Annotated in this window: 14 protein-coding genes; 4 read left to right on the plus strand and 10 right to left on the minus strand. The window is 46.2% G+C overall.

The window, feature by feature from the left end; translation table 11 throughout:
• Positions 1 to 136: 136 nt before the first annotated feature.
• The 3 genes from ASG16_RS23445 to ASG16_RS23455 all read left to right on the plus strand — a co-directional run bounded on the left by ASG16_RS23445 (position 137) and on the right by ASG16_RS23455 (position 3627).
• Positions 137 to 2098 carry a beta-propeller domain-containing protein gene (locus ASG16_RS23445; protein WP_056490030.1) on the plus strand — a complete coding sequence of 654 codons (1962 nt, stop codon included), beginning with the start codon at positions 137 to 139 and terminating at the stop codon, positions 2096 to 2098.
• Positions 2099 to 2178: 80 nt separating this feature from the next.
• Positions 2179 to 2865: a tetratricopeptide repeat protein gene (locus ASG16_RS23450; protein ID WP_048032371.1), complete on the plus strand. Its 687-nt coding sequence runs from the start codon at positions 2179 to 2181 to the stop codon at positions 2863 to 2865.
• Between the two features lie 108 nt (positions 2866 to 2973).
• Entirely contained in the window at positions 2974 to 3627 is a 654-nt protein-coding gene (locus tag ASG16_RS23455) for a SurA N-terminal domain-containing protein (protein ID WP_056490027.1), read from the plus strand.
• 52 nt (positions 3628 to 3679) lie between these two features.
• Here ASG16_RS23455 and ASG16_RS23460 read toward each other — a convergent pair whose 3' ends face one another.
• The 9 genes from ASG16_RS23460 to ASG16_RS23495 form a co-directional block, all read right to left on the minus strand.
• Positions 3680 to 4369 carry an MBL fold metallo-hydrolase gene (locus ASG16_RS23460; RefSeq protein ID WP_048032369.1) on the minus strand — a complete coding sequence of 230 codons (690 nt, stop codon included), beginning with the start codon at positions 4367 to 4369 and terminating at the stop codon, positions 3680 to 3682.
• Between the two features lie 100 nt (positions 4370 to 4469).
• The gene (locus ASG16_RS23465) at positions 4470 to 5258 is read right to left on the minus strand and encodes an ABC transporter ATP-binding protein (RefSeq protein WP_056490024.1); all 789 of its coding nucleotides are present in this window, start codon (positions 5256 to 5258) and stop codon (positions 4470 to 4472) included.
• Between the two features lie 94 nt (positions 5259 to 5352).
• On the minus strand, positions 5353 to 5790 hold the full coding sequence (locus ASG16_RS23470) for a hypothetical protein (RefSeq protein ID WP_048032367.1): 438 nt from the start codon (positions 5788 to 5790) through the stop codon (positions 5353 to 5355).
• A complete protein-coding gene (locus tag ASG16_RS23475; protein ID WP_048032366.1) occupies positions 5787 to 6617 on the minus strand; it encodes a DUF3100 domain-containing protein in 831 nt (276 codons plus the stop codon). The genes ASG16_RS23470 and ASG16_RS23475 overlap by 4 nt, the downstream gene beginning before the upstream one ends.
• A gap of 27 nt (positions 6618 to 6644) precedes the next feature.
• Positions 6645 to 7820, minus strand: a complete 1176-nt coding sequence (locus tag ASG16_RS23480) for an amidohydrolase (protein WP_048032365.1) — start codon at positions 7818 to 7820, stop codon at positions 6645 to 6647.
• 275 nt (positions 7821 to 8095) lie between these two features.
• Positions 8096 to 8557 (minus strand): hypothetical protein, encoded by a 462-nt coding sequence (locus ASG16_RS23485; RefSeq protein WP_056490021.1) that lies wholly within the window; start codon positions 8555 to 8557, stop codon positions 8096 to 8098.
• 158 nt (positions 8558 to 8715) lie between these two features.
• Positions 8716 to 10248: an amino acid permease gene (locus ASG16_RS23490; RefSeq protein WP_056490018.1), complete on the minus strand. Its 1533-nt coding sequence runs from the start codon at positions 10246 to 10248 to the stop codon at positions 8716 to 8718.
• Between the two features lie 4 nt (positions 10249 to 10252).
• A complete protein-coding gene (locus ASG16_RS31040) occupies positions 10253 to 10396 on the minus strand; it encodes a hypothetical protein (protein WP_007724273.1) in 144 nt (47 codons plus the stop codon).
• 145 nt (positions 10397 to 10541) lie between these two features.
• On the minus strand, positions 10542 to 12803 hold the full coding sequence (locus ASG16_RS23495; RefSeq protein ID WP_241970820.1) for a bifunctional diguanylate cyclase/phosphodiesterase: 2262 nt from the start codon (positions 12801 to 12803) through the stop codon (positions 10542 to 10544).
• Positions 12804 to 13149: 346 nt separating this feature from the next.
• Between ASG16_RS23495 and uvsE the strand changes: the two genes are divergently transcribed.
• On the plus strand, positions 13150 to 14076 hold the full coding sequence (uvsE, locus tag ASG16_RS23500; RefSeq protein WP_056490012.1) for a UV DNA damage repair endonuclease UvsE: 927 nt from the start codon (positions 13150 to 13152) through the stop codon (positions 14074 to 14076).
• On the opposite strand, the gene ASG16_RS23505 is transcribed toward uvsE, so the two are convergent.
• Positions 14035 to 14349: a hypothetical protein gene (locus ASG16_RS23505; RefSeq protein WP_082517224.1), complete on the minus strand. Its 315-nt coding sequence runs from the start codon at positions 14347 to 14349 to the stop codon at positions 14035 to 14037. The genes uvsE and ASG16_RS23505 overlap by 42 nt on opposite strands.
• Positions 14350 to 14391: the final 42 nt, after the last annotated feature.

The raw sequence follows: 14391 nt of genomic DNA on the forward strand, positions 1-14391 counted from the left end.
GCCTATAATTATAGCACACGCTCCCCCACCTGTCCGTAGATTGATGCCTAAAGAGTGTGTGAAACATTCCGTAAACACGCATCGTCTTATTACCGACAGAAAATTTTGGTAAGAAGCAGATACGAGGGGGATTAAAATGAAACGAACTTTTGCCGGGCTTCTCGCCTCCGTGCTGGTGGTGACCGCTATACCCTTCCTGTTCACGACGGGTACAGTAGTCGCGCCAACCGTTCAAGCCGCAGCATCTACAGAAGAGTTGCCAGTAGTCGGTTCCTATGCGGAGCTGAAAAAGCTCATCCAATCATCAAACGTGGACAGCTACCATTACGGCACTATGGAAACCAGTAACGCTTTACCAGCAGCCGCACCTAGCACGGCCAACAAAGCAGCGGACACTTCCGGCGGCGCTGTGCGCGGTGATTTTTCCACAACGAATACCCAAGTGCAGGGCGTTGATGAAGCAGATATCGTCAAATCAGACGGAACTTATCTTTATCAATCCACGCAAAATGAAGTGCGCATCATCAAAGCGTATCCTGCCACCGAGATGAAGGTCGCAAGCCGTATCAGCTATGACAATGGAAAATTCGTACCGCAAGAAATGTACGTAGACGATCATAGACTCATCGTAATCGGCCAAGCGGATGAGACCATCTCCTATCCTCCTGGTCCTGCTTCCAAAAGAGGCATTCCCCGTTACCAAGGCATGCAGTCCGTGAAAACCATGATCTACGACATTACGGACAAAAAACAGCCTCGGCTCATTCGTCAACTGGAGCTGGAAGGCCAGTACATGTCGTCCCGCAAAATCGGTCGGAGCTTGTACGTGACAGCCAACCATTACATGGACACGTATCGAATTATGCAAGAGAAAGCAGAAGTGCCAGGCCCAACGTATAAAGACAGCGCCCATCATAACCAATACCAAACCATTCCCTACAACGAGATTCGTTACTTCCCGGATCACTTTCGTCCGGAGTATTTGATCGTCGCTGGTGTGAATCTGGAAGATTCGAAACAAAAGATGTCACTGCATACGTATCTTGGTGCTGGCGAGAACATCTATGCATCCACCAAAAATCTGTATGTAGCCGTTACCCAGAACAATGCCCAACCAGTAGCCGTTAAGCAAAAAGGAGTGACAACTCCTCTGATTGCCCCTCCCGTTGAGTTAGATACAACCATTTATCGTTTTGCTATGAACAAGGGAGACATTCGCTACACGGGAAAAGGGTCGGTGCCTGGACTCATTCTGAACCAGTTTTCCATGGATGAAAACGACGGTTATTTCCGCATTGCCACCACGAGCGGAAACATGTGGCGAGACGATGAGCATACATCGAAAAACAACTTGTATGTCCTAGACAACAAACTAGAGGTATTTGGCAAGCTGGAAGGCATCGCTCCAGGAGAACGCATTTACTCTGTCCGTTTCATGGGTGATCGCGCCTACATGGTCACCTTCAAAAAAGTCGACCCGCTGTTCGTTCTCGATCTGAAGAAGCCTTCTGCGCCAAGCGTACTGGGTGCCCTCAAAATTCCAGGTTACAGCGACTATTTACACCCGTATGATGAAAACCATATTATCGGTTTTGGTAAAGAAGCAGAATCAGATAAAGACTGGGCGTACTACCAAGGGATGAAAATTGCTCTATTTGACGTCAGTGATGTAACGAAACCGAAGGAAAAGTTCAAGACTGTTATCGGGGACAGAGGAACAGACTCCGAGCTGTTGCGCAATCACAAGGCTCTGCTGTTCTCCAAAGAAAAAAATCTGCTAGCCTTCCCTGTATCCGTCCATGAACGAACGGCTGAACAAAAAGCCAAAAACGATATGCGCGAGTACGGCCACTTTACTTTCCAGGGGGCCTATGTTTATCAGCTCGATTTGCAAAAAGGGTTTCAACTGACAGATCAGATCACCCATCTGTCGAAGGAAGATGTCGCCAAAGCAGGCGAAGGCTGGTACGACAGCACCAGCAACATTAAACGGATACTCACGATTGGCGACACGCTCTATACCGTATCCGACGATTACGTCAAAACGCAGCAGCTCTCTGCCCCCAAAAAAGAGAATATCTTGCCATTGACGAAATAGCGGTAATGCTCTGTCATGGGGACAGGTTCTGTGCTAAGATGGGGTAATAGATGCAGCGTAAATAGAGAGGGTGTCACTACGTGGAGTATTTGAGTTTTAATTTGACATCAACGCTGGCAGGGATTGCGGCTGTGCTGTTGGTTATGTTTATTCGCCTGCACTGGCCCTTCCGCTTTCAGTACATGGCCAATCTTTTCAAACGCCGTTTGAATATTCGATTGCGCTGGCTGGAGGCTTCCTATCGGAAGAACCGTTCCCGTGCTGTCGCTATGCTGGATAAATCAACCCATGAGATCATGCTTGGCAATTATGAAATGGCCGAAAAATATATCGTTCAAGGAATCAACGTCTGCAAAGAACGACCCACGTTATTCAATCAAGCGATGATTCACTACTTGTTTTACAACTTGGCGATCGTTTACTATTCATCCGAACGATACAACGAATCATTGGAAGTGGCGTTTCGTATTTACCAGCGCGATCAGGGAATGACTGATTCCTTAGCTCTTATTGCCTGCTCACACGCCCGCCTGGGTGAAGTCGAGAGTGCAATAGAAGCTTACCAGTTGATTGCAAGCAAACGATCGGCAAAAGACTGGAAGCTCTTCTGCTTGGCAGAGATTGAAGCTGCCAAAGGAAATTACGAGCGGGCCCTTTCCCATCTCAAGCAATTAATGGACAAATCAGCCAGTCTTTTGCATCTGAATCACACCGTACTGGAAAAACGCTTGGAAGAGTGGAAAAAAGCCTCTACACAAGCCAGCTAATCGATTGACGACCGCACATTGCTTTATGTGTGCGGTTTTTATTTTCCGGTCCCCGTAACGCTGCTCTATGCACAGTCGTATTACTATCAAGAAAGTGAGGTATTTTTCATGAAAAAATTCAATGTATCTATACTTGCTGCCTCAGCACTTGTACTCAGTCTCGCTATAGCGGGCTGTACACCTGGAAAAGAAACTGCTTCTTCCTCTACAGAAGAACTGGCTAAAGTGGGAACTGTCTCTATTTCCAAAGATCAAGTATACGAGGCTATGAAAAAAGAAGCTGGGAAACGCGTGATGTCTGATCTCATCACGAAGGAAGTGTATAAACAAGAAGCGATTGCACAGGGGATCACAGTAAGTGAACAGGAACTGGACGCAAAAATTAACCCAATCAAAGAAAAAATGGGGCCAGAGAAATTCCAGGAGTATTTGACTGAAGAAGAAATTACCGAGGATGAATTGCGTGAGAGATCACGTTTAATCATGTTAAGAGACAAGATGTTCGAGAAGGCTTACCCGATCACGGAAGAGCAAATCAAGGAATACTATGAGAAAAACAAAGAAAAGCTTGACGGCACACTGGAACAAGTACGTCCAAAAGTAACGGAGAAAGTAAAAGATAAAAACAAACGTTCCAACATGAGTAAGTGGATCAAGGAGATTAAGCAAAAGCATAATGTTCAAATTTTGGACAAAGCATTTGAAAAAGTAGATGATCAAGAGAAAGAAGCGAACAAAGCAGAACTTCCTGCTTCAAAATAAATCGTACAAAAAAGACTTGTGTCAGCCTGTTGTGGCGCACAAGTCTTTTTTGTTACGGACGAGCAATTGCAATCAACTCTTGCAAGAACACCTTGATATCGCCTTGAAGAATGGGACCATGACCAGTGGCTAAATACTCAATGGGCCAATCCTGCAAAATCTCCAAGCCTTCCGTAAACTCCACCGCTCGCTCTGGTTCACGGGCTACCCATTGCTGCAAGTGTTCTTGATAAGCTTTCCGACAATCCACTTCTCCGCCAACGATTTGGCCAAGTTCTGTGTTTTCAAAGCACAAATGATCGCCAACAAAGCATATTTTCGACTGGGGATCAAAGAAGGCAACGGAGCCTTCTGTATGAAAAGAAAGCTGTCGGAAACGCAGGGAAGGCAGATCTCCCCCACTACCTGTAAACGTATGGCCGAATAGCGTCTGTGAAAAATCGTCCAGTTCGTAATAATCGTCGAGGTGAATCCAATTGTTTCGAGAAGGGAACATATCGGCATTTCCAATATGATCAGCATGTCGATGAGTGAAGTAGACATATTCCGTTCGCTCCGGCTTGACCCCGATCTCTTCCAACGCCTGTTGAAAAAATGAACGTTGCTTGCGCTGGTGAGAATCAATCAATACAAAGGCATTCCCTTGTTTGATCACATAGCTGTTCACGTAGCTATTCCACGCTTCCTCATAGGTGATGATCGCCCAGGTGGAGTCTGTGATTGGTGCAATCACATTGTTCATGCCTCCATCTCTCCTCTCCTCCCAGATACCATTTCTTATAGTTATTATACACAATCATTCACAACCGTGCTGACTCGTGCCTAAAACTTATCCTACACGATCAAACAGTTGCCTCTTCCCCTAAGCTTACCCAAGATCTTCCTTGCGAGCGTTGAATGTGAACAGGTACACCGAAAAAGCTTGTCAGACGTTCTGCCGTTAGGACTTCATCTGTTTTTCCAGCCTGGTCTACTTCCCCCGCTTTTAGCAGTAAAGTATGCGTGAAACAAGGCAAAATTTCTTCAATGTGATGGGTGACATAAATAAGAGTAGGCCCGTTTGGCTGCTTGGCGATTTGTTCAATCATAGCCAACAGTTGTTCTCTTGAAAGCAAGTCCAATCCTGTACAAGGCTCGTCTAGGATGAGTAATCGAGGGGAAGCCATCAATGCACGAGCAATCAGTATTTTTTGTCTCTCCCCTTGCGATAAAGCGGCAAAACGTCTATTTTTCAATGCACGGCATCCAAATGTATCGAGTAGATCCGACGCCCTCTCTATGTCCGCCTCCTCTGGAACGGAATACAAGCCGATGGTTGCCTCTCTTCCACTCAAGACGACACGGAGTGCGGTTTCATGCTCGTGAAGCTGTGCCATTAGCGCCGTGCTTACCCAACCGATTGATTTACGCACCTCACGTAAGTCGACAGTTCCGTAAAGATTGCCTAATACACTGACCTCCCCCTTTGTCGGCCACACATAGCCACAAATGATATTCAACAGACTGGTTTTACCGGAGCCATTTAAACCGACTAAACACCAATGCTCCTTGTCTTGCACTTGCCAGGCAATGTCTCGCAGAATCGTTGTTTCATCTCTTTGCCAGGTAACCTTTCTTACATCAATGATCATGCTTCTCTCCACTCCTGACTCTCACAGTTGTATGTGAAAAGAACCTCCATGGCATATGGAAGCACACGGAGGCCCTAACACAAAAACAGTTTCGTTAAAATTTGCCTTGAATCTTGAATACAATCTCTGCAAACAACGTAGCGAATAGAAACGTGCCGGTAAAGACGACGAGAGACACGACTACGATACGCCAGCTAAGTTGTTTGAATAGATGAACGTCTTTTCCGAGTGACAGACCTGCATACGCGAGAATCGGCGTGGCCAATGCGAGCAGATTGATCTTGGCAATCGCAGCAGCCGTATATTCGTTCCCTGGAAAAAACGGGGATGTCGCAAGCATCGCAAACAAAGAGATCCATACAATGACGGGAGATTTGAACGGAAGAATGCGAGTGAAGCCCATTCCGATCAATGTAATGACCGCCAGAAGCAAAATACCTGGCAATGATTCCATGAATGGTACTTTATAACCGATCCAGTTACCGATAAGAGCAATGAAGCCAATGATAAAAATCGTCAAGATTTGATTCATGCGCTTTTTCTCCCCCCTTCTGCTGCAGAAGAAGCGCCTTTGCGTCCAATGATAGGCTCAAGCCATGCGTACAGCTTTTGTGTGACCGGCAAGGAGAAGAAGATACATACGTACGTTCCGACGATACTCATCATCAAGTTTGCCGCTCCGGAATAAAAGGCAATGTCTTTTTGCGCTTCCGGAAAAATGACAGCCAATGAGCCAGTTGCTGCTGCCATCATACTACCGGAACCAACTGCGGCTCCCATCGCCAGAGAAATCGGGTGGAACAACCCGCTGCTTCCTAAAATACTTGCAAGAATCGACATATAAATGGCACCAAACAAGGTTCCGCAAATATATACACCCAGCGCGCCACGCGCTTCGGCAGAGTTTGCACCAAACTTATCTACGATGATCGCCAAGTTTGGCTCACGGTCGAGAGAATAAGTCGCCCCAATTGCTTCACGCTTCAGACCTAGCCACAATGCGATTGGCAGACCAAATGCGATTGTCCCTACAATGTGTCCCATCTCTTGGACGATCAACGATACACCAGAACCGAGAAGCTTAGGCAGCTCAGGACCGATATTGGCTCCCAGCTTCGCAATAAAGATCAAAAACGAGACACCCAAAATATTGGCTGCGACGTTCATTTCTTTTTCGCTCAAAAATTTAAACTTAGGCCAACTGATTGCCCCGCCTAAAACGAGCGCGTAGAGCATCGGAAACAGAGCGATAACCCCGATGCCAATACTGATTTTCTTTGTCCCGATAAATTCTGTCAATGCAACGAGAACAAGTACGAGAAAATGCAGCTTGTACTCATTGACGCGTGCCTCTGCCATACAACATCCCCCTCATTCTATCTCGCTCTACTCCATGACGACTTTTTGAGCTGCCCGCACAAACAATTCCACGCCGCGTACCATTGCATCCTCATCAAAATCAAAGCGTGGATGATGATGTGGATACGTAAAGCCTTTGTCCGGATTGCCAGCACCCAATTGAATAAAACAGCCTGGAGCTTTTTTCAAATACTCAGAGAAATCTTCACCTGGCATCAAAGGATCAATGTAAATAATCTCTTCTTCTCCCCAACGCTCGATGATCGTATCCTCCATCAGCTTGGTCACCTGCTTGTCGTTGACAACCGATGTGTAGCCATGTGAGAACGTGAATTCATAACTTGCGCCATGCGCTTCCGTAATTCCTTTGACAATTCGTTCAATCCACATCGGAATATTTTTGCGAATCTCCGCATCGAAGCAGCGTGTGGAGCCCGTCAGTGTCATCGAATCCGGAATGATGTTATAAGCTGTCCCAGCATTCAGCATGGTCACCGAAATAACGACTTTGTCTAACGCACTCACATTACGGGATACAATTTGTTGTAGGCCAGTAATAACCTGTGCCCCAATGACGATCGGGTCAACGGATGCTTCCGGTTGCGAGGAGTGCCCGCCTTTTCCTTGAATCTTGATATCGAATCGATCTGTCGATGAAGTAAGTGCCCCGTACAGTACACCGAATTTCCCGACAGGCATGTACGATGCCAAATGAATGCCGATAATCGAATCCAGTCCGTCCGCTGCACCAGCTCTTACGATTTCAGCAGCGCCACCCGGCGGCAGCTCCTCGGCGTGCTGGAAAAAGAATCGAACCTCACCTTTGATTTGATCCTTGTACTGGGACAAAATTTTTGCGGCTCCCAACAGCATCGCTGTATGACCATCATGTCCGCACGCGTGCATCACGCCAGCTTTTCCTGATGCATATGGCACATCATTTTCTTCATGGATAGGGAGAGCATCAATGTCAGCGCGAATGCCAAGAACTTTTCCTGGCTGTGATCCGATCAGTCGAGCGACTACACTCGTTTTGGTTGGACGCGAAAGCTCTAAATTCCCGAAAGATTCCAACGTTTCGTAAATAAATTGAGACGTCTTCTCTTCTTCAAACGACAATTCTGGATGCTGATGGAGGTATCGTCGCCATGAGACTACCTGTTCAGCTACTTCATCCGCCCATTTCTTCGTTTCCAAACTCACACAATCACTCCTTTTTTTGCTTTTCCCCTCAACGTTTTCCGAATCAGTTAAGTTTAGCTAAAAAAAATATCGTTTTGTGAATTCTATCACGGAACGATGAAAATAACAAATGTCCATTCCACAAGGACAAAGCTGTCGAATCTACATCTGTAGCTGTCTATTTATTTGTTATTTTAGAATTTTCTATCGATAATGTCCATGTAAAATATACTATTTGGAACAATAAAAACATCTACACTGCTAGATTGGGGCTTTTCTACTGAAAAGCCCTTGTCCTATTCTACATTTACTGCAAAAACGAAAAATCGATTCAAAAATTGCCCCAGCCACATTTCTCCATTCCCTACCATCACGCCTTGATCATTGACGAACGTATCAGTTACTTTTTGCTGTAAAAACGCTTCCTTTACCTTCTCCGTGATGATTCGATCATACTCTTCCAAAAACCGCTGTTCATCTGGGATAAAATGACTTTTCCCGTCTTTGTTCACACGTAGTGGATACCTTATATGCTTGGCTACTTCTGTCTTGTCATTTCCTTTGACCGCTTCTTGAAGTTTTCCAAAAAACGCTTCGAATGCGCCTGCATTTGTAATACCCGCGATTTCATACCGATTCGAGGAATTTCCTTCACGCGCATAGCCGTCATACCCACTCACCTGTGGAACCAAACTCATCGTTGCTTGCGCCATCAGCGCGATTCCCATCGCAAGCAACACCCATCTCATTCTTTTCATCGTGTTCCTCCCAAATGTCTTTCTATTTCCTTCCTACTGATAGCTTTTCGTCCTCTGCCATTCGTTATACAAAACCACCTTCTACGTAAAAAAGCCCCTATGCCAATACTGACATAAGGGAGGCTCTGCATATTTCATCAAATGGGACTTCTTTCCCATTAAGAGTCGCGAAATTTCGCTTCCTGACGTTTAATGTCTTCCTGCGAATTGCCTAGCGCAGCTTGCGGGCCCTTGAAATGCTTCCGGTAATAAGCCAAATCCATGATCAGCAGCACCAAAAACATGCCTATCAAGGCATACCCCGCTGTCTGATTGGGTGGAATCACCATCATAATCGAGATGAAAATGATCCAAATCAAGCTCAACACATTAATGGGTTTACTCCAATTCCCCAGATGCCAGGGACCGTAATGCTTCCGCTGAAAAAGTCCTCGCGATTCCGCCCGGAGCTTGAGGTACAACGGAATCCCGTAGGCGACATAAAGCCCAACGACACTTACCGCCGTTAGAAATGCCAAGGTCGTATATGACGTGTTCGGATTGATGCTTTTCACGATGTAATCGAACAGGGCAAGCGCAAAGGAAAGAATGATAACCAGCCAAATTGCTTTTGCTGGCGTTCTGTACTTGGTCGATATTTCTGCCCACTGGTGGCTCCACGGCATTCCTTTGTCACGTGAAAACGCATACAACATTCGCGAAAAGGAAGTAATCGACGCCAAGCCACAGAACCACATTGCAAAGGTGACGAGCCACAGCACAACTGAACCAAATGTACCGCCTAGTGCTTCGCTAATCACATAAATAAATGCATTTTCCGCTTCACTCGCAGCGGCTGCATTTTTGATGGATAAGGTGACAAAAGCAAGCATGATAAATCCAAAAATAAAGGAAAAGGCCACAGACGTATAAATCCCCCAAGCAGCACGAACCCGCGGGTTAATCGTTTCTTCAATTGTATGTGCCGATGCATCATAACCTGTAAACGTCCACTGCGCTTGTAACAATCCAATTAAAAAAGCAATCGCGTACGGTTTGTCTGAAAAGGTTTGACCGACTTGAAAGAGGTAATCAAGCGGTTGCAAATCATGGCGGGAGAAAAAGACGAGGCTTCCGACGAGTATGACGACGACGCCAATATGGTACCATGCGGAAAAGTCATTTAACCGGGCAACGAGTCGAATTCCAATGTGGTTAAACGTACCGTGCAAAAGGAGTGTGATCCCGAACAGGATTAACGTGGTCGTTTCTGTTGAGGTATAACCAAACGCACTCGCGAGCAGCGGGTCTGCAAACAAAGAGAACGAATAGTCGATGCCTGCGACAATCCCGATTTGGCCGATGAGATTGATCCAGGCTGTGTACCAGCCCCATCGTTTGCTACCTAAAATTGCTGCCCAGTGATACAACGCTCCGGCTGTAGGGATCGCCGATGCGAGTTCAGACATCGATGCTGCAATCAGGATGACGAATAACGCTACCAGCGTCCATCCGAAGCCCATCATCCCAGAACCGCCATACAGTAAACCGTGCCCGTACAAAGATACTGCCCCTGTCAAAATAGAGATAATCGAAAATGAGATCGCAAAGTTCGAAAAGCCACCCATATCCCTCAGTAATTCTTGCGCATAACCAAACTTGTTCAGGTCTTTCTTGTCCTCGAGTAATTGCTGTTCTTTTTCCTGCTGCATTTCGTTATCCCTCCCTCTCTGCTTGGGAACCGATAAAACTCTCATGTGCGCTTTCGTCAAATTGCCGGACGCTTTCGTTCGCCCGATACCCAATGGCAATTGCAACTCCAATGGTAAACAACAATAAGATGACACCCAGAGCCAGCATTCTCTCCCTCCTTTCGTCCTAGATGCAATTCCTTGACAAGTTCGCAGGAATAGTAAATTTTACGTGCCAATTTGACAGCTATACCACCTCATTTGGCTGGCCGATGCAAAACAAAAGAGCAACTCATGAGAGCTGCTCCGCTTGTTTAACTAGCACCTTTTTGAGCTTGCAAATAAAACGCTACGTCTTCACTCGGTAATGGTCTGCTGAATAGATAGCCTTGCACTTCTTCACACAGATGCTCCTGCAAAAACGCAAGCTCCTCCTTTGTCTCTACCCCTTCCGCAATCACATGCAGTTGCAAATGATGGGCCATGGAAATAATCGTGGACACGATAGCTTGATTGGAAGGCTGTTTGATCATGTCGCGCACAAACGAGCGATCTATTTTCAAACGATTCAATGGAAATTCTTTTAGATAATAGAGAGAACTGTAGCCCGTTCCAAAGTCGTCAATCGCAACGTGCACACCTAATTGCTTCAGTTCCTTCAGTGCCTGTGTGGCGCGTTGGACATCGATCATGCTGCTTTCAGTGAGTTCCAGCTCCAGGTATTCCGGTGCCAACCCTGTTTGGTCCAGAATCTCAGCTATCATCTGGGTAAAGTCCTGTTTGAGGAATTGACGTGCAGATAGATTAACGGCTACCCGAAGCGGCATGAGCCCCTGTTCTTGCCATTGCTTGTTCTGTTTGCAGGCCGTCCGCAGCACCCATTCTCCAATCGGTACGATCAACCCGGTTTCTTCTGCAACAGAGATGAACTGGTCTGGCAAAAGCAAGCCTCGTTCAGGATGATCCCAACGAATCAACGCTTCTACGCCAACGATTGCACCAGATTTGGCACTTACCTGTGGCTGGTAGTGCAATAAAAATTCTTGTCTGGCTAAAGCGCGATTCAATTCATTTTGAATATTCATTTTGTCATTCACGGGTTGCTCCAGATTCGGTACGTACAGGTGGAAGCTGTTCTTCCCTTTGTCTTTGGCTGCATACATTGCCGCATCTGCGTTACGCATCAAGACACTTCTGTCTTGCCCATCCTCTGGATATCGAGAAATCCCGATACTCGTCGTTATGTACAACTCGTGCCCATGGATAAAAAATGCCTGTTCAATCATTTGGTTGATTTCATTCGCCATGGAAGACACTTCTTTTTCCGTGACATCCGTAAGAATCACCATGAATTCGTCTCCGCCAAGCCTGCTCACCGCTCCTTTTTTACCCACACAATCCTGCAAGCGCAAGGAGGCTTCCTGAAGTAACAGGTCACCAAAATCATGCCCCAAGGAATCGTTTACCAGCTTAAAATGGTCGAGATCCAGAAACAACACGTATACTTGCTGATCCGTTTTTTGCGCCTCCATAATCACCTGATCCAGTTGCTGTTCGACAAAACGTCGATTCGGCAAACCAGTCAGCGAATCGTGAAAAGCGAGATAATTGATTTTTGCCTCGTACTCTTTCTTATTGGTAATGTCTCTCACAATCATAAAGACTCCCGTAATCTGCTGATCGACAAATACGGGGGTATGGGTCATATTCAGATGAAGCTGACGACCCTCGCTTGTGGTCAAGGTGATCTCGTAGTTGTGCGCTTCACCATGCACTGCATTTGTAAAATGTGTCGATATGAGCTCGGCATCTGTAGAAGCACACATCGTCATTAATTTTTCGAGAGGCAGGCTCTGCTCCTTTGTCAAACGCATCGCCGCAGGGTTCATGACGCTTTGGCTACCATCGATCGAGTAAAAGATCACCCCGTCGTAATTGTGCTCAAATAGCGATTTATAGCGCTGATCACTTTCTAGTACGCGCATGGTTTTCCCTGCGAATTGCTTGTCCACGTACACAGAAGCCAAGGTCACGACCAGAATCAACACGATGACAATGCCAATCATGGTAGCGATTAGCCCCGAATCATCATGCGCGATCACTGTGGTTGTCATGTGCTCGTGAGCGACGAACGTGGTGGCGTACATACCCGTGTAATGCATACCGGTAATGGCTGCCCCCATCAACAGCCCTGCGAAAATTTTACGCCAGAGACCTTTTACAGGGTCTACCGAACGCAATTGAAACGTAAGAATCAACGCAACCATCGAAACCAGAATGGCAACGAAAATGGATACGGTAAACCATAGCCAATCATACAGAATAATGGCGTTCATCATCATCGCTGCCATCCCTGTATAATGCATTCCGGCGATACCAGACCCAATGACAACCGATCCTGTTATTACCCTCGTTTTGGACATGGACTGCTCGCTCACGATCCATAACGTAAGCGCTGATGATAAAACGGCCAAAACAATCGAGAAAAATACAATCAGGTTATCATACTGGACGGCAATCGGTAGATGCAAAGCAAGTATGGCAACAAAATGCATAGCCCAAATACCAAGCCCCATGGAAACGGCTCCAGCACATAACCAAAACACACGTCCCCTGCCTTTTGCATAATGGAGACGTGCGCCTAGATCTAATGCTGTGTATGACGACATTGCTGAAATAAAATAGGAGAGAAAAACCAGAGTCATACTATAGGATTGGTCAAGACTATTCATTGCATTCTCCTTCAAAACCCTCTACCGAAGTCTACTCACGAAGAACGTCCGCGCTTCTAAGGAATGTTTATCGACGTCCCTGTGACATTCTCCCATCTTATCCGTTTTATAATTCTCTGGCAAGAAGCCGACGACGTTCCCGTTTTGGAGATACTACAAAGGAATGCTGCTGCGAAGGAGGGAGATTTCCTTGATCCGTATGGGCTATGCCTGCATCAGTGTAAAGACGAAAAACAATCCAAACAAAAAAACGACGGTTGCCCAGGTAAATAAATTAGATCCCCAAGCTCGGTTAAAAAAGCTGCGGCAAGTTATGCAGGCAAACTTTTTCAATTTAATGGATTTGCTTGCTTATAATGTAGAAAATCATATCTTTGTGTATCGACTTCCTTCTGAATTTGTGCCACTGGCTACTCATCCAGTAGCAGCGCAATGGGATTGGGCAAAAGAATTCGCATGGGACTTCCAAAAGGCAGGGAATTATATCCGCAATCATGGCATTCGTTTGACAGCTCATCCCGGGCATTACAGCATATTGAACAGCGACAAGCCTTCTGTGCTGGAATCGACGATTGCCGATTTTTCCTACCATGCAAAAGTGTTTGATTTACTGGGGCTCGACGATAATTCCGTCTTGGTGACGCATGTGGGAGGAGTATACGAAGATAAGGCCTCTTCTCTCGAGCGTTTTGCATCCAACTTCGAGCAGCTTCCTGAAAACGTCAAACGTCGTTTAGTCGTGGAAAACGATGACATGTCTTTTACCATGCGTGAGGTATTGGAGCTGTGCGAACGGATCGGTGTGCCGATGGTGCTAGATATTCACCATCACAACTGCCATTCTGATGGCGAAGATTGGACCGAATACCTTCCCCGGATTATTCAAACCTGGGGAGAGCGCACACCGAAGATGCATATGTCCTCGCCTAAGTCAGCGAATGATTTTCGTGCCCATGCAGACGATATTGATCCAGAGGCGTTCCTTACATTTGTCACTGCGCTTGCGGATTACAATGTGGACATCATATTGGAATGCAAAAACAAAGATGATGCCCTTCTTACATTGAGGCGCGAGTTAAAGAAAAAAGGAGTTGCGGTTGAAGCATTTACGAATTGAGTATGAAAAAGGACGCCGCTTAATTAGCTGGCGTCCTTCCTCATGTACTTCAAAATGAACATCCGCAGCCACACCCTCGTCTATGACCCCGTCTATGTCCGCAATGGCATCCGGAGGAAGAGCTACTGCCACCCGAAGATGAAGATGATGAGCCTCGACCAAAGGAACTGCTACCGTCATTCCATAATTGGCAACGGTCATGATAATGGTGCATTCTCCGTTCATGATGCTTGTAATGTTTGCGGTATTCCATGTATTTGCGGCGATTTTCACGATGTTCATCGCATTTGTGGCGGAAATACTGCATCCGGTCCA

It is taken from the genome of Brevibacillus sp. Leaf182, assembly GCF_001423865.2.
GTDB classification, from domain to species: domain Bacteria; phylum Bacillota; class Bacilli; order Brevibacillales; family Brevibacillaceae; genus Brevibacillus; species Brevibacillus brevis_C.